The organism is Rossellomorea sp. ABR4_004, assembly GCF_056159585.1.
In genome coordinates this window covers 635,089-658,742 of the sequence record NZ_JBSWVM010000001.1, presented here as the reverse complement: position 1 = coordinate 658,742, position 23,654 = coordinate 635,089, and the positions used below count along the sequence as shown (strand labels likewise).

General features: G+C 41.8%; 21 protein-coding genes. 20 read left to right on the top strand and 1 reads right to left on the bottom strand.

The window, feature by feature from the left end; translation table 11 throughout:
- The first annotated feature begins 14 nt into the window (after positions 1-14).
- The 14 genes from ACXAF2_RS03600 (at position 15) to ACXAF2_RS03535 (ending at position 15,191) form a co-directional block, all read left to right on the top strand.
- Positions 15-425, top strand: a complete 411-nt coding sequence (locus tag ACXAF2_RS03600) for an Asp23/Gls24 family envelope stress response protein (RefSeq protein ID WP_113970461.1) — start codon at positions 15-17, stop codon at positions 423-425.
- A 492-nt stretch (positions 426-917) separates the two neighbouring features.
- Positions 918-1,304 (top strand): transcription antitermination factor NusB, encoded by a 387-nt coding sequence (nusB, locus tag ACXAF2_RS03595; RefSeq protein ID WP_475137400.1) that lies wholly within the window; start codon positions 918-920, stop codon positions 1,302-1,304.
- A gap of 21 nt (positions 1,305-1,325) precedes the next feature.
- Entirely contained in the window at positions 1,326-2,192 is an 867-nt protein-coding gene (gene folD / locus ACXAF2_RS03590) for a bifunctional methylenetetrahydrofolate dehydrogenase/methenyltetrahydrofolate cyclohydrolase FolD (RefSeq protein WP_475137399.1), read from the top strand.
- 118 nt (positions 2,193-2,310) lie between these two features.
- Positions 2,311-3,678: an exodeoxyribonuclease VII large subunit gene (xseA, locus tag ACXAF2_RS03585; RefSeq protein WP_475137398.1), complete on the top strand. Its 1,368-nt coding sequence runs from the start codon at positions 2,311-2,313 to the stop codon at positions 3,676-3,678.
- On the top strand, positions 3,665-3,898 hold the full coding sequence (xseB, locus tag ACXAF2_RS03580; RefSeq protein WP_475137397.1) for an exodeoxyribonuclease VII small subunit: 234 nt from the start codon (positions 3,665-3,667) through the stop codon (positions 3,896-3,898). The genes xseA and xseB overlap by 14 nt, the downstream gene beginning before the upstream one ends.
- 21 nt (positions 3,899-3,919) lie before the next feature.
- Entirely contained in the window at positions 3,920-4,792 is an 873-nt protein-coding gene (locus ACXAF2_RS03575; RefSeq protein ID WP_475139089.1) for a polyprenyl synthetase family protein, read from the top strand.
- Positions 4,793-5,495: 703 nt separating this feature from the next.
- On the top strand, positions 5,496-6,128 hold the full coding sequence (locus ACXAF2_RS03570; protein ID WP_475137396.1) for a hypothetical protein: 633 nt from the start codon (positions 5,496-5,498) through the stop codon (positions 6,126-6,128).
- Between the two features lie 21 nt (positions 6,129-6,149).
- Positions 6,150-8,042, top strand: coding sequence for a 1-deoxy-D-xylulose-5-phosphate synthase (dxs, locus tag ACXAF2_RS03565; RefSeq protein ID WP_475137395.1), 1,893 nt, complete (start codon positions 6,150-6,152; stop codon positions 8,040-8,042).
- A gap of 2 nt (positions 8,043-8,044) precedes the next feature.
- Positions 8,045-8,878, top strand: coding sequence for a TlyA family RNA methyltransferase (locus tag ACXAF2_RS03560; protein WP_475137394.1), 834 nt, complete (start codon positions 8,045-8,047; stop codon positions 8,876-8,878).
- Between the two features lie 129 nt (positions 8,879-9,007).
- Positions 9,008-9,457 carry a transcriptional regulator AhrC/ArgR gene (gene ahrC / locus ACXAF2_RS03555; protein WP_044340153.1) on the top strand — a complete coding sequence of 150 codons (450 nt, stop codon included), beginning with the start codon at positions 9,008-9,010 and terminating at the stop codon, positions 9,455-9,457.
- A 126-nt stretch (positions 9,458-9,583) separates the two neighbouring features.
- Complete coding sequence (recN, locus tag ACXAF2_RS03550; RefSeq protein ID WP_475137393.1) at positions 9,584-11,293, top strand: DNA repair protein RecN; 1,710 nt, start codon at positions 9,584-9,586, stop codon at positions 11,291-11,293.
- Positions 11,294-11,419: 126 nt separating this feature from the next.
- Positions 11,420-12,709 (top strand): SpoIVB peptidase, encoded by a 1,290-nt coding sequence (spoIVB, locus tag ACXAF2_RS03545; RefSeq protein ID WP_148969576.1) that lies wholly within the window; start codon positions 11,420-11,422, stop codon positions 12,707-12,709.
- 383 nt (positions 12,710-13,092) lie between these two features.
- Positions 13,093-13,872, top strand: a complete 780-nt coding sequence (gene spo0A, locus ACXAF2_RS03540; protein ID WP_044340055.1) for a sporulation transcription factor Spo0A — start codon at positions 13,093-13,095, stop codon at positions 13,870-13,872.
- A 584-nt stretch (positions 13,873-14,456) separates the two neighbouring features.
- On the top strand, positions 14,457-15,191 hold the full coding sequence (locus ACXAF2_RS03535; RefSeq protein WP_475137392.1) for a glycerophosphodiester phosphodiesterase: 735 nt from the start codon (positions 14,457-14,459) through the stop codon (positions 15,189-15,191).
- Between the two features lie 14 nt (positions 15,192-15,205).
- Here the strand turns inward: ACXAF2_RS03535 and ACXAF2_RS03530 are convergent, their stop codons facing one another.
- A complete protein-coding gene (locus tag ACXAF2_RS03530) occupies positions 15,206-15,445 on the bottom strand; it encodes a DUF2627 domain-containing protein (RefSeq protein ID WP_475137391.1) in 240 nt (79 codons plus the stop codon).
- A 133-nt stretch (positions 15,446-15,578) separates the two neighbouring features.
- Between ACXAF2_RS03530 and ACXAF2_RS03525 the strand changes: the two genes are divergently transcribed.
- The 6 genes from ACXAF2_RS03525 to ACXAF2_RS03500 all read left to right on the top strand — a co-directional run bounded on the left by ACXAF2_RS03525 (position 15,579) and on the right by ACXAF2_RS03500 (position 23,644).
- Entirely contained in the window at positions 15,579-17,648 is a 2,070-nt protein-coding gene (locus tag ACXAF2_RS03525; protein ID WP_475137390.1) for a sigma 54-interacting transcriptional regulator, read from the top strand.
- 136 nt (positions 17,649-17,784) lie between these two features.
- Positions 17,785-18,693 (top strand): phosphate butyryltransferase, encoded by a 909-nt coding sequence (yqiS, locus tag ACXAF2_RS03520; protein ID WP_475137389.1) that lies wholly within the window; start codon positions 17,785-17,787, stop codon positions 18,691-18,693.
- 41 nt (positions 18,694-18,734) lie between these two features.
- A complete protein-coding gene (gene bcd, locus ACXAF2_RS03515; protein WP_148969571.1) occupies positions 18,735-19,832 on the top strand; it encodes a branched-chain amino acid dehydrogenase in 1,098 nt (365 codons plus the stop codon).
- Positions 19,833-19,968: 136 nt separating this feature from the next.
- Positions 19,969-21,090: a butyrate kinase gene (gene buk, locus ACXAF2_RS03510; RefSeq protein ID WP_475137388.1), complete on the top strand. Its 1,122-nt coding sequence runs from the start codon at positions 19,969-19,971 to the stop codon at positions 21,088-21,090.
- Positions 21,091-21,109: 19 nt separating this feature from the next.
- A complete protein-coding gene (gene lpdA / locus ACXAF2_RS03505; RefSeq protein WP_475137387.1) occupies positions 21,110-22,534 on the top strand; it encodes a dihydrolipoyl dehydrogenase in 1,425 nt (474 codons plus the stop codon).
- 111 nt (positions 22,535-22,645) lie between these two features.
- Positions 22,646-23,644 (top strand): thiamine pyrophosphate-dependent dehydrogenase E1 component subunit alpha, encoded by a 999-nt coding sequence (locus ACXAF2_RS03500; protein ID WP_475137386.1) that lies wholly within the window; start codon positions 22,646-22,648, stop codon positions 23,642-23,644.
- The last annotated feature ends 10 nt before the right edge of the window (positions 23,645-23,654 follow it).

The following is a 23,654-nucleotide window of genomic DNA, read 5'->3' as shown; positions in this document are numbered from 1 at the left end:
AGGAGGTGCCTTACATGGCGGAAAATCAAAACCTTTTACAAATGTCTCACGGTAAAGACGGCCTTGGGAAGATTGAAATCGCACCTGAAGTGATTGAAGTAATTGCAGGTATCGCTGCTTCAGAAGTAGAAGGTGTATCACAAATGCGTGGTAACTTCGCAACAGGTGTCGTAGAGCGTCTTGGAAAGAAAAACCACGGTAAAGGTGTCAAAGTGGAGCTTGCAGAGGAAGGAATCATCGTGGATGTTTACTGCATCATGAAATTCGGTGTAGCCATCCCGACAGTGGCTCAAAAAATCCAGGATAACATTCGTCAAGCCCTGCTTAACATGACTGCTCTTGAAGCAGATGAAGTAAATGTTCATATCGTAGGCATTCAATTTGAGAATCAGAAATTTGAAGCTGAAATTGAAGACGAAATGTAAGAGAGGGACGGTCCTTAAGGGGGCCGTTCTTTTTTTTGTGTGTGTTTGTGTCTGAATTGGTGTTTTTTGTAAAGAGGGTGGATTATTGCGGGATTTGGCCGGATTCTTCAAATGTGAGGGCCGCAACCCGCCTCCGCTTTTCTACTTGTCCAGCTCCGCCTCCTTGTCCCTCGAGGTCATAAGCTAAATGGTCCATGATGGCAAAGAACGCCTTCCCGGCCCATTCATCTTATGCTTGTCGGGCCAGCCCAGTCGGCTCCGCTTTTCTGATTGTCCAGCTCTGGCGGGTAGTCCCTCGAGGTCATTTCTTGAGAATCCCCAAAGGCAAAGAACGCCTTCAGGGATTCTCAAGAAATGCTTGTCGGGCCTGACTAACCAGCCTCCGCTTTTATTTCAGAATATTGATTTTTTTACATAGACGTGCGTATTGCCCTTAGTTTGTGCTATTATCAAAGGTATGAAAATTGATGGATTAAAAGGAGTAAATATAAGATGAAGAGAAGAGTTGCTCGTGAAAAGGCCTTACAAGCGTTATTTCAAATAGATATGAGTGGAATTGAGCCGGATGTTGCGTTAACCAATGTGCTGGAAGAAGAGGAGATGATGGATGCGTATCTTCAACAGCTTGTTCTTGGGTTTATCGAGAATCAGGAACGTATCGATGGGCACATTCGTGAAAACCTAGAGAAATGGTCATTTGACCGCCTGGCAAAAGTAGATCGTAACATTTTGCGTTTAGGAGTGTATGAACTCCTGTTTGTGACAGATGTTCCAAATAAAGTAGTCATTAACGAAGCAGTTGAAATTGCAAAGATCTTTGGAGATGATCAATCAAGCAAGTTTATCAATGGTGTTCTATCAAAGGTGAGTCAATCTTAACAATGGTAGGGGGCAAATGGAATGTCAGCTTCTATATTTGATGGCAAACTCATTGCAGGTCATTATCGTGAACAATTAAAAAGTCAGATCGAGGGGCTTAAGGAAAAGGATGTCATTCCCGGCTTGGCTGTCATCCTGGTAGGAGATAACCATGCTTCTCATTCATATGTCAAAATGAAGAGAAAAGCGTGCAGTAATCTTGGCATTCATTCGGAGCTTTATCAATATGAATCCAGTTTGACTCAAGATGAACTGCTGAATAAAATTGAAGAATTAAATGACCAGAGTCATATTCATGGCATTCTGGTTCAACTGCCTCTCCCTGAGCATATTAATCCAATAACCGTGATTGAAACGATTTCTCCATCTAAAGATGTGGACGGGTTTCATCCCGTGTCGATAGGAAAAATGGTGACTAATCAAGATACCTTCTATTCCTGTACGCCGCTTGGAATTATGAAGATGCTTGAATATGAAAACATTTCAGTAGAAGGTAAACACGTCGTGATTTTAGGAAGAAGTAATATTGTCGGAAAGCCGGCGGGACACTTATTCTTGAATCGAAATGCGACGGTTACGTATTGCCATTCGAAAACGAAGAATATGTCTTCCTACACAAAGCATGCAGATATTATTGTTTCTGCGGTAGGGAAAGCGAATTTAATCGGAGCGGAAGATATTAAACCGGGAGCCGTAGTCATTGACGTCGGAATGAATCGTGATGAAAACGGTGCACTTTGTGGGGATGTGAATTTCTTAGAAGTGAAGGAAAAAGCAGGGAAAATCACACCGGTTCCTGGTGGGGTCGGCCCTATGACCATTACGATGTTACTGTACAATACAGTGAAATCTGCAGAATGGGCTCTTGCTAATCGCCAAAACGGTTAAAAAATAGTACACTATAGGTAACATAAAACGGAAAGGGACAGCCAATCGCTGGTCCCTTTCCGTATTCCTACATATAAAAGCCTTTACAAATTGCAAGAAACAAAGGAGTCACTTGAGCATGGAACTCGATCAATCACGTTATTTAACGGTACAAGCTCTGACAAAATACATAAAGCGCAAATTCGATAGAGATCCCCATTTATCCAATCTATTCGTACGGGGGGAAATTTCTAATTTCAAAAGGCATTCAAGCGGTCATATGTACTTTACCTTGAAAGACGAAAAAGCACGTATCTTGTCTGTCATGTTTTCAAGTAACAATCAATCACTGAAATTCAGACCTGAAAATGGAATGAATGTGTTGATTCGGGGAGATATTACCGTTTACGAATCAGGCGGTCAATATCAGATCTATGTAAAAGAAATGCAGCCTGACGGAATCGGTGAGCTGTATTTGGCCTATGAGCAGTTGAAAGAGAAGCTCGAAAAAGCAGGCTATTTCGATCAAAGCCGGAAACGTGTGATTCCTAAGTTTCCGAAGCGGATTGCCGTTGTGACATCTCCAACAGGTGCTGCAATCAGAGACATTATTACAACCATTAAAAGGCGATATCCAATAGGGGAAATCCTTATTTTCCCTGCTTTGGTTCAAGGGGAGCAGGCGGCAGGATCGATTGCCGGGGCAATGAAGAAGGTAAATGATCTAGGCGATATTGATATATTGATTATCGGCCGTGGCGGTGGTTCGATTGAAGAATTATGGGCGTTTAACGAAGAAATCGTGGCCAAAGCCATCGTTGAGTCTAAAGTTCCAGTCATTTCTGCTGTGGGACATGAAACAGACTTTACGATCGCAGACTTTGTAGCCGATCTAAGAGCCCCTACACCGACAGCTGCGGGAGAATTAGCGGTTCCTCACATTGATGATTTGCTGGAAAGAATCATGAATCGTAAATTACGACTGATCAAAGCGTTCAAGACTAAGCTTCAAAGCGAGCGGAGCCGCTTAAATAGTTTAACTAAGTCCTACGCTTTAAGAAACCCGCGTAATCTGTATCAACAAAAAATTGAAACCGTCGACCGTTTGACCGACCAGCTGCAGAAAAACATAAGCTTGCATGTGAGACAAAACCGTGACCAATTAACCCGGCTTCACTCAAGACTTCAACGTGTGCATCCTTCACAACTCATCACCATTCAAAGCGAGAGAGTCTTATTTATGAAGTCGAGGGTAGAGAAGCAATTTAAGCAGGTACTGAAAGAAAAGAACAACCGTTTCAGTTCTTCCCTGTCTACCTTGCATGCCCTCAGTCCTTTAAAGATTATGGACAGGGGGTACAGTCTGGTTTATCAGGATGATGATACATTGATCAAATCATCCAAGCAAGTCAAAGCTGGAGACCGTCTCGAGATCAATGTCAGGGATGGAAAAATACATTGCGAAGTTGAATCCGTTGAGGAGCGTGAAAATAATGGCAAAGTCTAAAGAAGAACTATCGTTTGAAACAGCTATGGAACAATTGGAAGAAATTGTTGAGAAATTAGAAGAGGGAGAAGTTCCTTTGGAGAAGGCGTTAGAGTTCTATCAAAAAGGAATGGATCTTTCGAAATACTGTCATGATACGTTGCAAAAAGCAGAAAACCAATTAACAAAAATGATGACGGATGAAGGGGAAAAAGCCTTCGATCTGAATGAGGAGGAATAAAGGGTGAATCCTCACGTTGATCTGAAAGAATTTCAACAACAGCATGGAGAAATGATCACCAACCAAATGGTCGAGACGGTAGAAGGCCTTTCTGTGCCCTCAAACTTGAAGAGGGCTATGATCTATTCGTTGCAAGCTGGTGGAAAGAGAATACGCCCCATCCTCCTTTTAGCAACGATCAAAGCCTTTAACAAGGATCCTTTACTCGGGATTAATACTGCGTCTGCCCTCGAAATGATTCATACCTATTCCTTGATTCATGACGACCTTCCTGCCATGGATGATGATGATTTGAGAAGAGGGAAGCCGACCAATCATAAAATGTTTGGTGAAGCGATGGCGATTTTAGCCGGTGACGCTTTATTGACCTACAGTTTTCAAATGATCGCAGAGGATAAGGGCCTTACAAGTGATCACAAGGTGAGGCTCATCGGTCTCTTGGCAAAGTGCGCGGGACCCGAAGGCATGGTTGGTGGACAAGTAGCGGATATTGAAGGGGAAAATAAGAAGCTTACTGTAAAAGGACTCGAAAGCATTCATGAGCATAAAACAGGTAAGTTACTGACGTTTAGTGTATTGGCAGGCGGAATTATCTCCGATGCGTCGGAAGAGCAGCTTGAATTATTAAAGCAATTTGCTTATCATATTGGCCTTGCCTTTCAAATTCAGGATGACATTCTTGATATTGAAGGCTCCGAAGAAATTATTGGAAAGCCTGTAGGGAGCGACGAATCGAAACATAAGAGTACATATCCAAGTCTTTTGACGATAGGAGGAGCTAAGGAAAAGCTTCACTTCCATTTGAATGAAGCGTTATCCTCACTGGATCAAATGACCATCGATTCCAGTCTCCTTACCGAAATTGCCCAATTAATCGTTGCACGGAATCATTAAAACCATTCTATGTTTGAGCAAATTATTTAACATATGTTATACTATCTCTAGAATGAAAATTTGGGTGGTGCAGTATTCTAGTCAGTCCACCAATCCTGAAGGTGGGCCTAAAAATCCACTAAAGGGCACATCGATGAAGTTCCTGGAATTGGCTTGAGGCGCCCAGCCTTGGGTCATATCTGGGAGTAAGGCTTGAGGGCGATCCACAATGGCATGTGGGCGTTGACCCGCAAGCCGCGGAGGCTTTGTTTCTTATGCTGGCATAAGCATATGCAATAAGAACAAAGTATGAACCTGCGATGTGATGATTCACTAGCAGCGTAGCCTGCCTTGAGTGAAGAGAGAGGGGATTATGGTTACAAGGTACACATCAGTTGGCCATTGATATGTGCTTTTTCGCCCATATGAAATCCTCTTTGCAAAAGAGGCTAAGGATTGCGTTAAGGACTGTTGAGGAAAACTCCTAGACTGTTCATATTCGGACATATAAAGAGGATTATAGTGCGGACTAAGTGGTAATCCAGTCTAGCTTGTGGTGACGCGGCTAAGTCGGGTTTAAAGGGAAACCGCCGGTATGGCAACATCCGGTATCCGATTGGGAAAACCTACTGGACCTAAGCTGCAATTTTTACTCTTTATATGGCCATCCAATTACATAGTATTGATAATATTTACACAATAGAAACGGTGTGTTTAAACGATAATGAATGAAACAATGAAAAACTCAATAAAATGGAGTGTCAGCATTGCCGTTATCACATTTGTGTTAGCGGCTATTTTTTCAGTTACATCCAATATGGTTTTAAATGGAGTCGCATGGTACACAGGACTGGTTGTTGTGTTAATCATCGTCTTTATCGGAATCTTCTTTGATATGCTGGGGATTGCTGCAACGGCCGCTGATGAAACTCCATTTCATGCTATGGCGGCTAAAAAAGTGTACGGTGCACGTTATTCCATCAAAATCGTCCGGAACGCAGACCGGTTCGCTAGCTTCTGTAACGACGTGATCGGCGATATTTCAGGGATCATAAGTGGTACTGCGTCTGCGATTGTCATTATACAATTAGCTTTATCTTTTCAGCTTGAAGGCGGCTCCTTGAGAGAATATATTGTAAGCGTAACATTGACAAGTATCATAGCTTCCTTGACCGTTGGAGGCAAAGCGCTTGGAAAAACGTTTGCTATCACCTATTCTAAGGATATAATATTTAGAGTTGGTAAAGTTCTACAATTTTTTGAAGATCGATTTCACATAGTAGTGATTAAAGATAAAAAAGACAAAAAAGATAAAAACAAGAAAAAACGTTACAAGCGTGCGAAACAAAATATTTAGTGATGAAAGTGAGTGGACCCCATGGATTTATTATCAATAAAGGAGCCTTCTTTTCTTAAAAATATGTCAAATGAACAATTAGAAGAGCTCAGTCAAGAGATACGCCATTTCTTAATAAAGAATCTATCTAAGACTGGCGGTCATATTGGTCCAAACTTAGGGGTGGTTGAATTAACAGTTGCCCTTCATAAGCATTTCTCAAGTCCAAAAGATAAAATCCTTTGGGATGTTGGTCATCAGTCGTATGTACATAAGATTTTGACTGGCCGTGCTTGTCAATTTGATACGTTGCGACAATACAAAGGGTTATGTGGTTTCCCTAAACGCAATGAAAGCGAGCATGATGTATGGGAAACGGGTCATAGCTCTACTTCACTATCCGCAGCCATGGGTATGGCAATCGCAAGGGATGTCAAAAAAGAAGATTCATTCATCATCCCTGTGATCGGGGATGGTGCCTTAACTGGCGGTATGGCACTCGAGGCACTTAACCACATCGGTCATGAAAAGAAAGATATGATCGTCGTTTTAAATGATAATGAAATGTCCATTGCCCCAAACGTTGGAGCCCTTCACAGTGTCCTTGGCCGACTGCGCACTGCCGGGAAGTATAACTGGGTTAAAGATGAAATGGAATACATTCTTAAACGAATCCCTGCTGTCGGTGGAAAATTAGCAAGTACGGCTGAGCGGGTGAAAGATAGTTTAAAGTATCTTTTCGTTTCAGGTATGTTCTTTGAAGAATTAGGATTTACCTATCTTGGTCCAATCGATGGCCATGATTATAATGATTTATCTGAAAATATCCAGTATGCGAAGAAAACAAAAGGTCCTGTCCTTTTACACGTCATTACGAAAAAAGGAAAAGGGTTTCATCCTGCTGAATCAGACAAGCAGGGCACATGGCATGGAACAGGTCCATACAAGATTGACACAGGAGACCTGATAAAACCTATAAATGCACCACCTTCCTGGAGTGGGCTTGTAAGTGAAACCGTCAGAAAGATTGCCCGTGAGGATGAACGAATTGTCGCAATCACTCCAGCCATGCCGGTAGGGTCCAAACTGCTTGGATTTGCTGAAGAATTCCCCGATCGAATGTTTGATGTAGGGATTGCCGAGCAGCATGCCACAACTGTTGCAGCGGGTCTTGCTACCCAGGATATGAAGCCATTCCTGGCCATTTATTCAACATTCCTGCAAAGAGCGTACGATCAAGTGGTTCACGACATTTGTCGACAAAACTTAAATGTCTTCATCGGGATTGACCGTGCCGGCTTAGTCGGTGCCGATGGTGAAACGCATCAAGGTGTATTTGACATCGCCTTTTTAAGGCATTTACCGAATATGGTGATCATGATGCCGAAGGACGAAAATGAAGGTCAACACCTTGTCAATACGGCTCTACAGTATAATGATGGTCCGATAGCGTTACGCTATCCTCGTGGAAACGGATATGGAGTGCCGATGGATTCAGAGCTGAAAAACATTCCAATCGGAACATGGGAAGTGTTAAAGCAGGGGAAAGATGCTGCTATCCTGACGTTTGGTACCACAATCCCAATGGCGATGGAAGCTGCGGCAGAGCTTGAGAAACAAGGGCTTTCCGTCCGGGTCGTGAATGCGAGATTCATTAAACCAATGGACGAAGCGATGTTAAAGAGTATCCTTGGAGAAGAAATGCCTATTTTAACGATAGAAGAGGCGGTTCTTCAAGGCGGGTTCGGAAGTGGTGTTCTTGAGTTCGCACAAGAGCAGGGTTACCATAACGCCGTGATTGACCGCATAGGAATTCCTGATTACTTCATCGAGCACGGCAGCGTGAAGGAATTGCTGAACGAAATCGGCATGACTAAAGATAATGTCGTAGACCGTATTTTAACCATAACACCAAAAAAACAAAAAAGGGCTTAATGATGAAAGTAAAAAAACAACGCGTAGATGTACTCCTGGTAGAACGAGGATTAATCGATACAAGAGAAAAAGCAAAACGAGCTGTCATGGCAGGACTTGTTTACTCCAATGAAGTGAGACTGGACAAGCCTGGGGAAAAAGTAAGTGAAGATATTCCCCTGACGATGAAAGGGAAAGTGATCCCATATGTCAGCCGGGGAGGCTTGAAGCTTGAGAAAGCTTTACAAGTCTTTGATGTAGACGTCAACGATAAAGTGATGATTGATATCGGGGCGTCTACTGGAGGATTTACCGACTGTGCTTTGCAAAACGGGGCGAAGATGTCCTATGCCCTTGATGTAGGGTATAATCAGCTTGCCTGGAAGCTTAGACAGGATGATAGGGTCGTCGTGATGGAAAGAACCAACTTCCGCTACGTAACGCCGGCGGATTTACAAGGTGAAATGCCGAGTTTTGCATCCATTGATGTGTCCTTTATTTCCCTTTCTCTCATATTACCCGTCCTTAAAACCCTATTGGTGCCTGGTGGGGACTGTATCGCTTTAATTAAGCCACAGTTCGAAGCAGGTAAGAATCAAGTCGGGAAAAAAGGAATTGTAAGGGATCCGGCCGTGCACAAAATGGTCATCGAGAAGATTATGGCCCTGGCTACTAAAGAAGGCTATCACATTGCAGGTTTGTCCTATTCTCCTATTACAGGAGGAGATGGGAATATTGAATTCCTTATCCATCTGAAATGGTCCGGGGATGCAGATAGTGGCGAATCTTTCTTAAGCAATACACCGGATGAGGTTATTGAGGAAGCTCATAATCAGTTAAAAGCGAATACGCAATAAGGAATGGGCTGCTCTTCATGGAAGAGCGGCTTTTCTTTTTTATTGTACTTCCATTCAAAATAGGCTAACATAAGCGTAGAGGTATATTTATACAGGTTTTAATCAAATGTAAGAGGTGTATGTTCTATGATGAACAAAGGGCAAAGACATATAAAGATCAGAGAAATCATTACGAATAGAGATGTGGAAACACAGGATGAGCTAGTGGAAAGTCTTAAAAATGCTGGCTTTAATGTGACCCAGGCTACCGTGTCTAGGGATATTAAAGAATTGCATTTAGTTAAAGTGCCGTTGATGGATGGGAGATACAAATATAGTTTGCCTGCTGATCAGCGCTTTAATCCTCTGCAAAAACTTAAACGTACCCTGACGGATGCGTTCGTCAAAGTGGACCAGGCCGGGCATATGCTGGTCATGAAGACTCTACCTGGTAATGCCAATGCTATCGGTGCTTTAATTGATAACTTGGACTGGGAAGAGATACTGGGAACGATTTGTGGAGATGACACATGTTTGATCATCTGCCGCACTGAAGAAGAGACGAAGATTGTTTCAGAACGTTTTTTAGACATGCTATAAATTGTAGGATCAATGATTCTAATCTAATTGGGCTGGTTTTTTGCAGCCCTTCATACAAAATCCAATAGGAAGCTTTTCTTTTAATTTGTTTGAGGGAAAAGTTCCTTTTTATTTGAGGTGGATGTTTTGCTACAAGAACTATCAATCAAAAATTTCGCCATAATTGAATCCCTCTCTCTTTCTTTTGAAGAAGGTCTGACCGTTCTCTCAGGGGAGACTGGAGCTGGGAAGTCGATTATCATTGATGCCATTCACCTATTGGTTGGTGGAAGAGGATCTTCGGAATACGTTCGGCATGGGGAGAAGAAGGCTGAAATTGAAGGGTTATTTATTCTTGATAATGAAACGCATCCTTGCTTTCTGAAAGCGGCGAGCTTCGGGATAGAGATCGAAGAAGGCATGATCATCCTTCGAAGAGATATCTCGAGTACAGGGAAAAGTGTTTGCAGGATCAACGGTAAGCTCGTGACGATTGCGATCATGAGGGAAATCGGGGCTTCACTTATTGATATTCATGGACAGCATGAGCATCAAGAGCTGATGAATGAAAGCCTGCATCTTTCCTTATTGGATCAATTCGGCGGAAAAGAGATCGCTTCAGGTCTCTCGAGTTACGGGGAAGTATACAAAGAGTACCTTTCCATTTATAAGCAACTAAACAGGCTTAATGAAAACGAGCAGGAGATGGCTCATCGATTGGATCTCATTCAGTTTCAGCTGAAAGAAATTCATGATGCCGATCTGCAATTAAACGAAGATGATGAGCTTATGGAAGAGAAGCGGAAGCTTATGAACTTTGAAAAGCTTTTTGAAGCGCTTCAGACTTCTTATGACAGCATTCAAGGCGAGAGAAAAGGGCTGGACTGGACAGGCCTTGCCATGAGTCATCTCGAGACAGCTGCAGAGGTGGATTCTCAATATGATAAGACCCTGGAATCTGTTTCGAATGCTTTTTATATGCTTGAAGATGCTGCTCAACAAGTAAGAGGGGAGTTAGATCAACTTGAATTTGAACCGAATCGTTTGGATCTCATCGAGACGAGACTGAATGAAATTAACGGTTTAAAGAGAAAGTATGGATCCTCTGTGGAAGAAATTCTCGCATACAGTTCAAAGATTGAAGAAGAAATTGAAACCATCATGAACAAAGATTCTCATGTCGAACATTTACAAAGTAAATTACAATCACTTGAGAAAGACTTATCATTAGAGGCGAGAAATCTGTCGCAAACGAGAAAGCAGTGGGCGAAAAAGTTAACTGCAAGTATACATGAGCAATTAAAGCAACTTTACATGGATAAAACGAAATTTGAAGTTCGTTTTGTGAAAAGTGGGGAAAATGAATCGTTTTCCTTCCATCATTTTAAAAAAGATGGCTGGGATACAGTGGAGTTTTACATATCCACCAATCCAGGTGAGCCTTTAAAGCCGCTATCCAAAGTGGCTTCAGGTGGAGAACTCTCCCGGATTATGTTAGCCATGAAGACGATCTTTTCCAAGCACCAGGGAATTACCTCCATCATTTTTGATGAGGTGGATACGGGAGTAAGTGGTAGAGTGGCACAAGCCATCGCTGAAAAAATTTACCAAGTGGCCATTCATTCCCAGGTGATGTGTATATCTCACTTACCACAAGTAGCTGCGATGGCGGATTGTCATTTGTTTATTTCGAAAAAACTTTCAGGCGGCAGAACGAGCACAATGGTTAAACGCCTTCAAGAGGAGGAAAAGATTAAAGAAATCTCCAGAATGATTTCCGGAGTGGAAATTACAGATTTAACATTGGAACATGCAAAGGAATTGTTGCAGTTAGCAGGTTCCATTAAAGAAACATGAAAAGCTATCCAATTCGGGTAGCTTTTTTTTCATGATTACCAGTTATAAATGTGGCTGTTAAAGGCAAAATTAAAACTGTAGCCAATAGTTAGTGTGTGTGGATTAGAAGCGAGGAGAGTGAATATATTGAGTTTAGATTGGTTAAGAAAATGTATAGGTGGAATTCTCCTTGTTTCGCTTTGCCTTATTGGTTTCTACAAACCGGTTCAACAGTTTATCAATACTCCGAACTCTGTAAGGGTGATGGAAGGGGATCAAGTTGCTCTCCCTAAGGCTGCATCCGTTACGACGATGGGTTCGTCTGATAATCAACATGTTCAATTGAAAGAAGAGGAAGGTCAGCTCTCAATCCAAGGAAGTTCTGTAGGCAAGGATGAAGTGGTATTTGAGTTAGCTGGGTTACCCATTAAAAAAGTCGATGTAGAAGTACTGAAAGATTTCAAGGTGATCCCGGGTGGTCAATCCATCGGGGTGAAATTAAATACTGTCGGGGTGTTAGTCGTAGGTCATCATCTGGTTGAAACAGATGCAGGTAAGATGTCTCCAGGTGAAAAAGCCGGAATTCAAGTAGGGGATATGATCACAGAAATAAACGGAACCAAAATTGAAGAACTTGCGGATGTTGCTCCTTTTGTTCAGAAGGCAGGAGAAGAATCCCGTTCTTTAGACGTTGTGATCAAACGTGAACAGAAGACCGTAAAAACTCAATTGCTCCCGTTAAAAGAAAAAGGGGAAAAAAACTATAAATTAGGGTTGTATATTCGTGATTCTGCAGCTGGAATCGGAACAATGACGTTCTTTGATCCGAAGTCCAAGAAGTATGGCGCGCTTGGCCATGTCATTTCTGATATGGATACAAAAAAACCGATTGTCGTTGAAAACGGTGAAATTGTTCATTCAGAAGTAACGTCCATTCAAAAAGGGACGGACGGAAAACCAGGTGAAAAACTAGCCCGTTTTTCTTCTGATCGCAATGTAATTGGAAATATTACCAGGAATAGTCCATTCGGGATTTTTGGTGAATTAAATCAATCCATCGATAACGATCTCATGGATAAACCAATGCCCATCGCACTTTCCCACCAAGTGAAAGAAGGACCTGCCCAGATATTGACTGTAGTGGATGGAAAAGATGTAGAAATGTACGATATTGAAATCGTCAGCACCATCCCACAGAAATATCCGGCAACAAAAGGAATGGTTTTGAAAGTAACAGATCCAAAGCTGTTGGATAAAACCGGTGGAATTGTCCAAGGAATGAGCGGAAGTCCGATTATTCAAAATGGCAAGGTCATCGGAGCCGTCACACATGTGTTTGTAAATGATCCTACAAGTGGCTATGGCGTTCATATTGAATGGATGCTGAGTGAAGCGGGAATCGATATTTACAAGAAAAATCATGACCGAGCAAGCTAAAAGTGGAAAACCCTTACTAAAGTCCCGATCGTGGGTGCTTATAAGGGTTCTTTTTTATCTTAACAATTGGTTTTGAAAATTTAACCATTAGGAGTATGTGTGAGATATGATTAATAAGAACAATTTAAAAAATAAGGAAGGAAGGAAGGAAGGAAGGTTTGCCAAACTCACGTTAAACTTGTTAAAATAAAGAATATTCGACAAAACGATGAGTGAATATCGAATAGGGTCGAAATATAAAGAAATCTTTAGAAAATCAAAGAAAATATAATATTTTTCAAGTTTTTTTCAAAAATAAAAGGAATTTAGGTTGCATTGTCGAAAAAGTAATTTAGAATAAAATTACAGATAAGAATTAATTAGGATTGAGGAGGAAACCTGTAGTGAAATCGATTAAAGTATGTGTTGTGGATGATAACCGTGAACTTACGTCATTATTGGAAGACTACATTGCTTCACAAAATGATATGGAAGTAGTAGGGATTGCTCATAATGGCCAAGATTGTTTAGATTTGTTAGAAGAAGTTGATCCTGATGTCCTGGTATTGGATATTATTATGCCTCATTTGGACGGGCTCGCTGTGCTCGAACGACTTCGTGAAAAGAAGAGCATTCCTAATGTCATTATGCTGACAGCTTTCGGTCAAGAAGATGTTACGAAGAAAGCCGTCGACCTTGGAGCTTCTTACTTTATCCTAAAGCCATTTGATATGGAAAATCTAGTGAGTCACATTAGACAAGTAAGCGGTAAATCAAACCCAATCATCAAAAAACCTTCCTCATCCAGAATGCATACAGAGCAGAAACCCAGAAACTTAGATGCAAGTATTACAAGCATCATCCACGAGATTGGCGTTCCGGCACATATTAAAGGTTACTTATATTTAAGAGAAGCGATTTCTATGGTTTATAACGATATCGAATTACTTGGTTCAATTACAAAGGTCCTTTACCCTGATATTGCAAAAAAATACAACACTACAGCATCGAGAGTAGAACGTGCCATTCGACATGCGATTGAAGTTGCGTGGAGCAGAGGGAATATCGATTCCATTTCTTCATTATTTGGATACACAGTGAGTATGTCGAAAGCAAAGCCGACAAACTCAGAGTTCATTGCGATGGTCGCTGATAAGCTTCGTCTGGAACATATGGCTTCATGAAAGGGTAAGGAATAGTACGATCATTTCTTAACTGAATAGAACGATTTAAAACCCTATGAGCCCAGGTGGATTCGTGGGGTTTTTTGGTTTGAAGAAATCTATACATATCCGTGTTTTCTAATGTAGAAATCGCCTCTTTTTTCAAAAGTAGGAGTACGCCCTTACGGCTTGTCCATTCTTACATAAGATACAATGTAATACAAAATCAACTAAAGGGAGGTGAGACAATGGGATGCTTCCGTGATAGAGATGATGTTGCTGGTGCTTTTGACAGAGACAGAGACGACTTTAGAGTTCCTGTGAGAGCTTTTATTAGAGGTGAGGATTTCTGCAGAGCTGTACGCCGTTGTGACAGAGACGATGTAAGAGGTATTGAAGACCGTCGCCGCAGAAGAAGATGCTGCTGGTTTTAATTAGTTGAATTGAAACAAAAAAATCCTGAGATTCTCAGGATTTTTTTATAAAGGTTTCATCCTTTGAGAAGATTTAAAATAAGTATATACTATGAATAGACAAACATTCATAAAGCTCGATATAGAATGTACATACAGGGTTAGATTAACTTAAGAAAAGGGAGTGCGCTCATGACGCTAATCTTTGCACACCGTGGCTCAGCCGGGACTCACCCGGAAAATACGATGGACGCTTTCTTTGAAGCTGAAAGAGTAGGGGCGGACGGGATTGAATTAGATGTTCAGCTGACAAAAGATGGAGAAATCGTCGTGATTCATGATGAAACGGTTGATCGCACAACTAATGGGAAAGGGTTTGTCAAAGACTATACGCTGAAGGAAATTCAAAAGCTGCAGGCAAATTTCAAATTTAAAAGTAAAATATTTAAAAAAAATCGTGTGCCTTCATTGAGAGAGGTATTTCAGTGGTTAAACGGCAATAATATGATTTGTAATATTGAGCTGAAAAACAGCATCATGGACTATCAGGGCTTGGAAGAAAAAGTGATCGGATTGATTAGGGAGTTTGGGTTTGAGGATCGAATCATCATTTCTTCATTTAATCACTATTCGATCGTGGCCTGTTACCGATTGGAGCCCGCAGTTGAAATTGCTCCGCTCTACTCATCGGGTCTATATATGCCATGGATTTATGCCAGGTCCATCAGGGCGAAAGCGATACACCCCAATTTAAAGGCTGCACCCGATAAGATCATTGTGGAGGCCATGAAAAACGGGATAGCTGTCAGACCTTATACAGTAAATAAGATAGACCAGATGGAGAGACTTCTGAGAATTGGCTGTTCAGCAATCGTGACGGACTTCCCTGAAAGAGCATTGAAGTTAAGAAATCATAAAAAAAGCTAGCGTAGAAAATTACGCTAGCTTTTTTTGGTGAATCGGGACTGTACTTTATTCCGTTTTCGGTCACGGTGCAGAACAAATCCCGCAATAAAACCGAGACCGCATACAAAGAATAGCAATCCGATGACGAACTGCAGCCATAAAAAAGGAATGGGGGGCTGCAGAATACCAAATAACATATCTCTCATTAATTTAATCCCAAGTGCAGCAAGTGCGCCAGGAATCAACATTATAATAAGGGCAATTAATCGGACCATGAGGTACATAACTCCTTTTTCGCTTCCATACTAAAATTCTAACTCCAACTAGAAAATTGTCAAGTTTAGAAAAGTAGTGTAACATTAGGTTTGTGAAAAAAATTGCAGGTATTGATAGTCGGGGTGAAAAATGTTGCAAGAGGTTCTAATTGTCGGTGGGGGTAAAGGCGGGACAGCCATATTAAGAATCCTCCACGAAGCTTCCGTCATGAAAGTGATTGCAGTTGTAGACCTAAATGAAAACGCTTCAGGTATTTTGTTGGCTAAAGAACTTGGGATACCGGTTGGTACTGATTGGCGACAATTCCTGAATGATTCTGTTGATATCGTCATTGAAGTGACCGGTGAACAAAAAGTGTTTGAAAATATAAGAGATAAACGGGGGAAGAACACAGTCATTATTCCAGGCAGTGTCGCCTTTCTTATCTCGAAGCTTCTGGAAGAAAAGGAAGATCTCATCCATCAGTTAACAAGTGAGTCGTTTAAAAGGGATCTTATATTTAACTCGACTGATGATGGTATGGTCGGGATCGATGATCAAGGTAATGTGATGCTCTATAATAAAAGTGCAGAGCGGATGATTGGGAAGGAACAGGAAGCCGTTATCGGGATGCATATCTCTGATGTGATTCCTGAGAGTAAGTTAACTACCACGTTGGAAACACGGCGTACTGAAACCAATCAAGAAGTGGTGTTAGATAATGGGCTGAAGATCATCTCCAATCGTATTCCGATGATTACTGACAATGATGAAATAATCGGTGCTTTTTCTGTGTTTAAAGACATCACGGAGGTCGTGAATCTTGCAGAGGAAATAACGAACCTCAAAGAAATCCAGACCATGCTTGAAGCGATCATTCATTCCAGCGATGATGCAATTTCTGTAGTCGACGAAGAGGGGAAAGGGATACTGATAAACCCTGCCTACACAAGAATTACAGGACTCACCCAAGAAGAAGTAATCGGAAAACCGGCAACTGCAGATATTTCCGAAGGTGAGAGTATTCACTTGAAAGTCCTGCAGACAAGAAGAGCCATCAGGGGAACACGAATGCGGGTTGGTCCGAAACGTAAAGAGGTTATCGTTAACGTAGCCCCAATCATTGTGAATAATAAGCTCAAGGGTAGTGTCGGTGTCATCCATGATATGTCTGAGATTCAGTCACTCACCCAGGAGTTAGATCGTGCGAGAAGAATCATTCGTACCCTTGAAGCGAAGTATATGTTTGAGGACATCATCGGGGACTCAGAGGAAATGATGATTGCCGTAGAACAAGCTAAATTAGGGGCGAAAACGCCTGCCACTGTTCTTCTTCGGGGAGAATCCGGTACGGGAAAAGAATTATTTGCACATGCGATACATAATGCGAGTGATCGAAAGTTCAACAAATTCCTGCGGGTCAATTGTGCTGCATTATCGGAGAATCTATTGGAAAGTGAATTATTCGGATATGAAGAAGGTGCCTTTTCTGGAGCAAAGCGAGGAGGTAAACGAGGGTTATTTGAAGAAGCCAATAATGGAAGTATATTCCTGGATGAAATTGGAGAGTTAAGCGCCAACACTCAAGCCAAGTTACTGAGGGTCCTGCAGGAGAACGAAATTGTTCGAGTTGGAGGGACGAAATCCATTCAGATTAATGTCCGGGTCATCGCGGCTACGAACGTAAACTTGGAAAAAGGAATTGCCGACGGATCTTTCAGAGAAGATCTTTACTACCGGCTCAACCGAATGCCCATTCAAATACCTCCTCTGCGGCATCGTAAGTCAGATATTCCGCTCATTTCAGAAACCTTGATTACCAAGATCAACCAGGATTACGGTAGAAATGTTGAAGGGGTTACAGAGGAAGCGATGTATAAATTAATGAATTACCATTGGCCGGGGAATGTCAGAGAGCTCGAGAATGTATTGGGAAGAGCGATTATCTTTATGAACTACAACGAAGTAAAGATAGATAGCAATCATTTACCACAACTGGAGAATACATCTAAGAGCCATGTCATAGAAGTTGCTGCTGATGCACCAGGAATCCACAAAGATTTGGCTACCCAAGTAGAACAATATGAAAAAAATATAATTCAGAAGGTTTTAGAGCAGAATAATGGTAACAAAACAGCAGCAGCCAAAGCATTAAGTGTTTCAGTGCGAAATTTATATTACAAAATTGAAAAATATGACATTGAAATAACTAGCATGAAATAATTTGCATGCTGTGAAAATAATTGCATGGTCAAATGTATGAAAATGAAGCGTTTTCAACACTTTAAAAGTTGGCACGGTTCTTGCATGTAGTTTAATGGGAGCAAAATAACAGAAAAAAGGGGTTGAAACGACATACATGAATCTACAATCTTTGGTGGAAAAAGCAACCCAGATAGAAAATTCTACTGTAGCGGTTGCAGCTGCAGAAGATAAAGAAGTCCTTGGGGCTGTCGCAATGGCAGTTGAAAAAAATATGGCCAAATTTTTATTGTTTGGTGATAAAGAAGAAATTATCTCTCTTTTAGAAGAGGTTGCGCCACAGCTTCGATCACATGGCAACATCAAAATCAAGCATGCTTTTTCTCCGCAGAAAGCAGCGGAACTTGCTGTGAAGGCTGTAAAGGAAAATGAAGCAAGTGCTTTAATGAAAGGGAATGTTCCTACTGCTGTTATTTTAAAGGCAGTGTTAAATAAAGAGTGGGGACTCCGCACAGGAAATGTATTATCACATGTTGCAGCTTTTGAGGTGGCTGGTTTCGATAGATTGACATTTATTACGGATGCAGCTATGAACATTGCACCTGACCTGCAGCAAAAAGCGCAAATTATTGAAAATGCCGTTTGGGTTGCCCGATCAATCGGTGTTAACCATCCGAAAGTTGCCCCGATAGCAGCGGTGGAAGTAGTGAATCCGGCCATGCAGGCAACAGTGGATGCCGCTTCCCTTACGATGATGAATCAAAGAGGTCAGATTCGTCATTGTGCCGTCGATGGACCATTAGCACTTGATAATGCAGTTTCTCAGCATGCTGCGGAGCATAAAGGGATTGAAAGTGACGTCGCAGGACAAGCAGATATCCTGCTCGTTCCGAATATCGAAACGGGTAATGCCCTTTACAAGTCCCTGATCTACTTTGCGAAAGCGAAAGTTGGGGCTGTGATTGCGGGAGCAAAAGCACCAATCGTGTTAACATCCAGGGCAGACAGTGCAGAAAGTAAATTATACTCACTGGCACTGGCTATATGCTCTGCTTCCAATAAATAATTTTTACATCAAACATAATTAGACTTTAGGGGGAAATAAAAATGAAAATTTTCAGCTATATGGAACAATATGATTATGAGCAATTGGTATTTTGTCAAGATGAAGCATCAGGGTTGAAAGCGATCATCGCGATTCATGATACAACTCTTGGACCTGCACTTGGAGGAACTCGTATGTGGACATATGAATCTGAAGAAGCAGCGATTGAAGATGCTCTCCGTCTTGCAAAGGGTATGACGTACAAGAATGCAGCTGCCGGCCTTAACTTAGGTGGAGGGAAAACAGTTATCATCGGAGACCCTCGCAAAGATAAGAATGAAGAAATGTTCCGTGCGTTTGGTCGCTACATCCAAGGATTAAACGGTCGTTATATTACGGCAGAAGATGTTGGTACTACAGTTGCTGATATGGACTTGATTCATGAAGAAACAGATTATGTTACAGGTATTTCGCCAGCCTTTGGTTCTTCTGGTAACCCATCTCCTGTTACGGCTTATGGAGTATACCGTGGAATTAAAGCTGCAGCGAAAGAAGCCTTTGGAACAGATTCACTGGAAGGGAAAACAATCGCCGTTCAAGGAATCGGGAATGTTGCCTACAATATGTGCCGCCATCTTCACGAAGAAGGAGCAAATCTGATCGTTACAGATATCAATAAAGAAGCTGTTCAGCGTGCTGTAGATGAATTCGGGGCAAAAGCTGTTGATATCAACGAAATTTATGGAGTTGACTGTGACATCTTTGCGCCATGTGCTCTAGGAGCGATCATCAACGACGAAACCATTCCTCAACTAAAAGCAAAAGTCATTGCAGGGGCTGCGAATAACCAATTAAAAGAAACCCGCCATGGTGACGCGATTCATGAAATGGGTATCGTTTATGCACCTGACTATGTTATCAATGCAGGTGGAGTCATCAACGTAGCGGATGAATTATACGGGTACAATAGTGAAAGAGCGATGAAAAAAGTGGAGCAAGTGTACAACAACGTTGAGCGGGTTATTGAAATCGCTAAACGTGATAATGTTCCAACTTACGTAGCTGCTGATCGTATGGCGGAAGAAAGAATCGAGAAAATGCGCCGTTCAAGAAGCCAGTTCTTACAAAACGGTCAACATATTTTAAGCAGACGTGGATAATTAGAAGAAAAAACGCTTTACCTCTAACAAGAGTAGAGCGTTTCTTCCCTGTTAATGCAGAAATCGAACAGATTAAGGGGTTATCTATCATAGGGGAAAAATTCTACGTACAAACATTACAATAATAGCTACCCAAATGGAGGTAACAACAGTGCAAGAAAACAAACATCGAATATTAGTCATTAACCCTGGATCGACATCAACCAAAATTGGTGTTTTCGATGATGATCGATCTATCTTCGAAAAGACAATTCGTCATGATACAGAAAAGATTAATGAATTTCCAACCATCATTGATCAGTATGAATTCAGAAAGGATACCATTCTTCAAACGTTAGATGAAGAAGGGATCAATATTTCAAAACTAAGTGCTGTTTGTGGCCGTGGTGGCCTTCTTAGACCGATAGAAGGCGGCACTTACTTAGTGAATGATGACATGCTGAAGGATCTGAAAGAAGGGTTCTCAGGTCAGCATGCTTCAAACCTTGGTGGGATTCTGGCATTTGAAATTGCCTCTGGATTAAACATTCCGTCTTATATTGTCGACCCTGTTGTAGTGGACGAGCTACAACCACTTGCCCGGGTTTCAGGGTTTTCACTCATTGAAAGAAAGAGTATTTTCCATGCGTTAAATCAGAAAGCGGTAGCAAGAAGAGTCGCAAAGGAACTCGGAAAGAAATATGAGGACCTAAACCTGATCATCACTCATATGGGTGGTGGAATTACCGTCGGTGCCCACCGCAATGGGAAAGTGGTAGATGTGAATAATGGTTTACATGGCGATGGCCCATTCAGTCCTGAAAGAGCAGGTACTGTTCCAGCGGGTGATTTAGTTGACCTATGCTTCTCAGGTGATTATTACCGTGATGAAATCATGAAAAAACTCGTTGGTCAAGGTGGCTTAGTCGGTTATCTTGGAACAAACGATGCGGTAAAAGTAGAGAAGATGATTGAAAATGGCGATGAAAATGCCAAAGCCGTCTACGATGCGATGGCGTATCAAATTGCGAAAGAGATCGGGTCAGCAAGTGCCGTCCTTAATGGTAAAGTAGACGCCATCGTGTTAACGGGTGGTCTTGCTTACGGTAAAGAGTTTGTAAAAGCGATAAGCAATCGAATCAATTGGATAGCAGATGTCGTGATTCAACCAGGAGAAAATGAACTGCAAGCTCTTGCGGAAGGGGCATTAAGGGTCTTACGAAGTGAAGAAGACTATAAGGTGTACCCTGGAAATGTAAAAGAAGAAGCAAGAGTATAAGAGCAAGGAGGACTCAAGATTGGCAGAAGAATATGATTTAGTCGTTCTAGGGGGAGGCACAGGTGGCTATGTAGCCGCCATTCGTGCTTCTCAACTTGGATTAAAAACAGCAATCGTTGAAAAGGGAAAACTGGGGGGGACATGCTTACACAAAGGATGTATACCTAGTAAAGCTCTTCTTCGCAGTGCTGAAGTATATGCTACAGCTAAACATAGTGAAGATTTTGGTGTGAAAATCAATGGAGTAGAGTTAGATTTCACAAAAGTTCAATCTAGAAAAGACGGGATCGTTGAACAGCTTCATAAAGGAGTTCAACACTTGATGAAACAAGGAAAGATCGATGTCTTTGAAGGACTTGGACGTATTTTAGGACCTTCTATTTTCTCCCCGATGCCTGGGACGATTTCGGTTGAAATGAACAATGGGGAAGATAATGCTATGTTGATCCCTAAGAATGTGATCATTGCAACAGGTTCCAGACCTCGTTCATTACCGGGACTTGATATTGATGGAGAATACGTATTATCATCTGATGAAGCGCTTTCACTTGAAGCTCTTCCTAAATCGATCATCATCGTCGGCGGAGGGGTCATCGGTATTGAGTGGGCTTCCATGCTTTCTGACTTTGATGTAGAAGTAACCGTGGTGGAATACGCTGATAAAATCGTACCAACCGAGGACCATGAGATTTCTAAAGAAATGCAGCGCTTAATGAAGAAAAAAGGCGTCAAAATCGTGACAAGCGCAAAGGTACTTCCTGAATCCTTGGAAAAAGGAGAAGGAGAGGTCACCATTAAAGCTGAGCATAAAGGAGAAGAAAAAGCCTTTACAGCAGAGAAAATCCTTGTATCTGTAGGCAGACAAGCGAACGTCGAAGGCATTGGCTTAGAGAACACAGATATTAAAGTGGAAAAAGGCTTTATTGAAGTGAATGATTTCTTCCAAACAAAGGAATCTCATATTTACGCGATCGGAGATGTCATCGGTGGACTTCAATTAGCTCATGTTGCATCTCATGAAGGAATTACAGCAGTGGAACATATGGCGAATGAAAAGCCTCATCCTATTGACTATTCCCTCATTTCAAAATGCATCTATAGTAATCCTGAAATTGCTAGCGTAGGGATTACAGAGCAGGAAGCGAAAGAAAAGGGATATAACCTGAAGACCGGAAAATTCAGTTTCAGAGCGATCGGTAAAGCACTTGTTTATGGTGAATCGGATGGATTCGTTAAGATCATTGCAGATAAAGATACCGATGACATTCTGGGTGTGCACATGATTGGTCCGCATGTAACCGACATGATTTCAGAAGCGGGACTTGCTAAAGTATTAGACGCAACCCCATGGGAAATCGCGCACACAATCCACCCTCATCCATCCCTTTCAGAAGCAATTGGTGAGGCAGCACTTGCTGTAGATGGAAAGGCAATTCACTCATAGAAACGCGTAGCCTACTGTTTTTGGGCTACAAGTAGACAATTAATTTTAAATAGGTAAGGTAGAGATCTTCTCTACCTTACCAACCATTAGATAGTGTAGGAGGTAAATAAAATGGCAGAGAATCGTCATGAAGAGTTAGGACTTTCCAATGAGAAAGTATTAGAAATGTATGAAACAATGCTGCTTGCCAGAAAAATCGATGAGCGCATGTGGTTACTGAACCGTTCGGGTAAAATCCCATTTGTTATTTCATGTCAAGGTCAAGAAGCGGCTCAAGTTGGTGCTGCCTTTGCTTTAGACCGTGAAAAGGATTATGTACTCCCGTACTATCGTGACATGGGTGTTGTATTAACATTCGGGATGACCGCCCAGGAATTAATGCTATCAGGTTTTGCAAAAGCAGAAGATCCAAACTCAGGTGGACGTCAAATGCCTGGTCACTTTGGTCAAAAGAAAAATAATATCGTAACGGGTTCATCTCCTGTAACCACTCAAGTGCCACATGCAGTTGGTATCGCTCTAGCCGGTAAAATGGAGAAGAAGGATGTTGTGACGTTTGTGACGTTCGGTGAGGGGTCTTCCAACCAGGGAGATTTCCATGAAGGCGCAAACTTTGCAGGTGTACATAAACTTCCTGTCATTTTCATGTGTGAAAACAACAAATATGCGATTTCAGTTCCGATTGAAAAACAATTAGCGTGTGAGAAAGTGTCCGATCGTGCCATTGGTTATGGAATGCCTGGAATCACAGTTGATGGAAATGACCCAATCGAAGTATATAAAGCGGTCAAAGAAGCAGCGGATCGTGGCCGTCGTGGGGAAGGTCCGACCCTTGTTGAAACAGTTTCGTATCGATTAACTCCTCACTCCTCTGATGATGATGATCGAAGCTATCGCTCTCCTGACGAAGTGGCAAAAGCGAAAACAAACGATCCAATCATCACGTTTGGTGCTTACCTGAAAGAGACAGGCGTTATGAACGATGACATTGAAAAAGAAATCAATGATCGCATTATGAAGCTCGTGAACGAAGCAACGGATTATGCAGAAAACGCTCCATATGCTGAAGCAGAATCAGCGATGAAGCATGTTTATGCAGAAGAGAAGTAAGGGGGAATTC

Bases quoted from the DNA above. Each gene is read 5' to 3' on its own strand.
- buk (WP_475137388.1), top strand. From the start codon at position 19,969: ATGGAGGTAACAACAGTGCAAGAAAACAAACATCGAATATTAGTCATT.
- ahrC (WP_044340153.1), top strand. From the start codon at position 9,008: ATGAACAAAGGGCAAAGACATATAAAGATCAGAGAAATCATTACGAAT.
- yqiS (WP_475137389.1), top strand. From the start codon at position 17,785: ATGAATCTACAATCTTTGGTGGAAAAAGCAACCCAGATAGAAAATTCT.
- folD (WP_475137399.1), top strand. From the start codon at position 1,326: ATGTCAGCTTCTATATTTGATGGCAAACTCATTGCAGGTCATTATCGT.
- xseB (WP_475137397.1), top strand. From the start codon at position 3,665: ATGGCAAAGTCTAAAGAAGAACTATCGTTTGAAACAGCTATGGAACAA.
- ACXAF2_RS03600 (WP_113970461.1), top strand. From the start codon at position 15: ATGGCGGAAAATCAAAACCTTTTACAAATGTCTCACGGTAAAGACGGC.
- ACXAF2_RS03500 (WP_475137386.1), top strand. From the start codon at position 22,646: ATGGCAGAGAATCGTCATGAAGAGTTAGGACTTTCCAATGAGAAAGTA.
- ACXAF2_RS03530 (WP_475137391.1), bottom strand. From the start codon at position 15,445: ATGGTCCGATTAATTGCCCTTATTATAATGTTGATTCCTGGCGCACTT.
- xseA (WP_475137398.1), top strand. From the start codon at position 2,311: ATGGAACTCGATCAATCACGTTATTTAACGGTACAAGCTCTGACAAAA.
- ACXAF2_RS03535 (WP_475137392.1), top strand. From the start codon at position 14,457: ATGACGCTAATCTTTGCACACCGTGGCTCAGCCGGGACTCACCCGGAA.
- bcd (WP_148969571.1), top strand. From the start codon at position 18,735: ATGAAAATTTTCAGCTATATGGAACAATATGATTATGAGCAATTGGTA.
- dxs (WP_475137395.1), top strand. From the start codon at position 6,150: ATGGATTTATTATCAATAAAGGAGCCTTCTTTTCTTAAAAATATGTCA.
- ACXAF2_RS03560 (WP_475137394.1), top strand. From the start codon at position 8,045: ATGAAAGTAAAAAAACAACGCGTAGATGTACTCCTGGTAGAACGAGGA.
- ACXAF2_RS03570 (WP_475137396.1), top strand. From the start codon at position 5,496: ATGAATGAAACAATGAAAAACTCAATAAAATGGAGTGTCAGCATTGCC.
- nusB (WP_475137400.1), top strand. From the start codon at position 918: ATGAAGAGAAGAGTTGCTCGTGAAAAGGCCTTACAAGCGTTATTTCAA.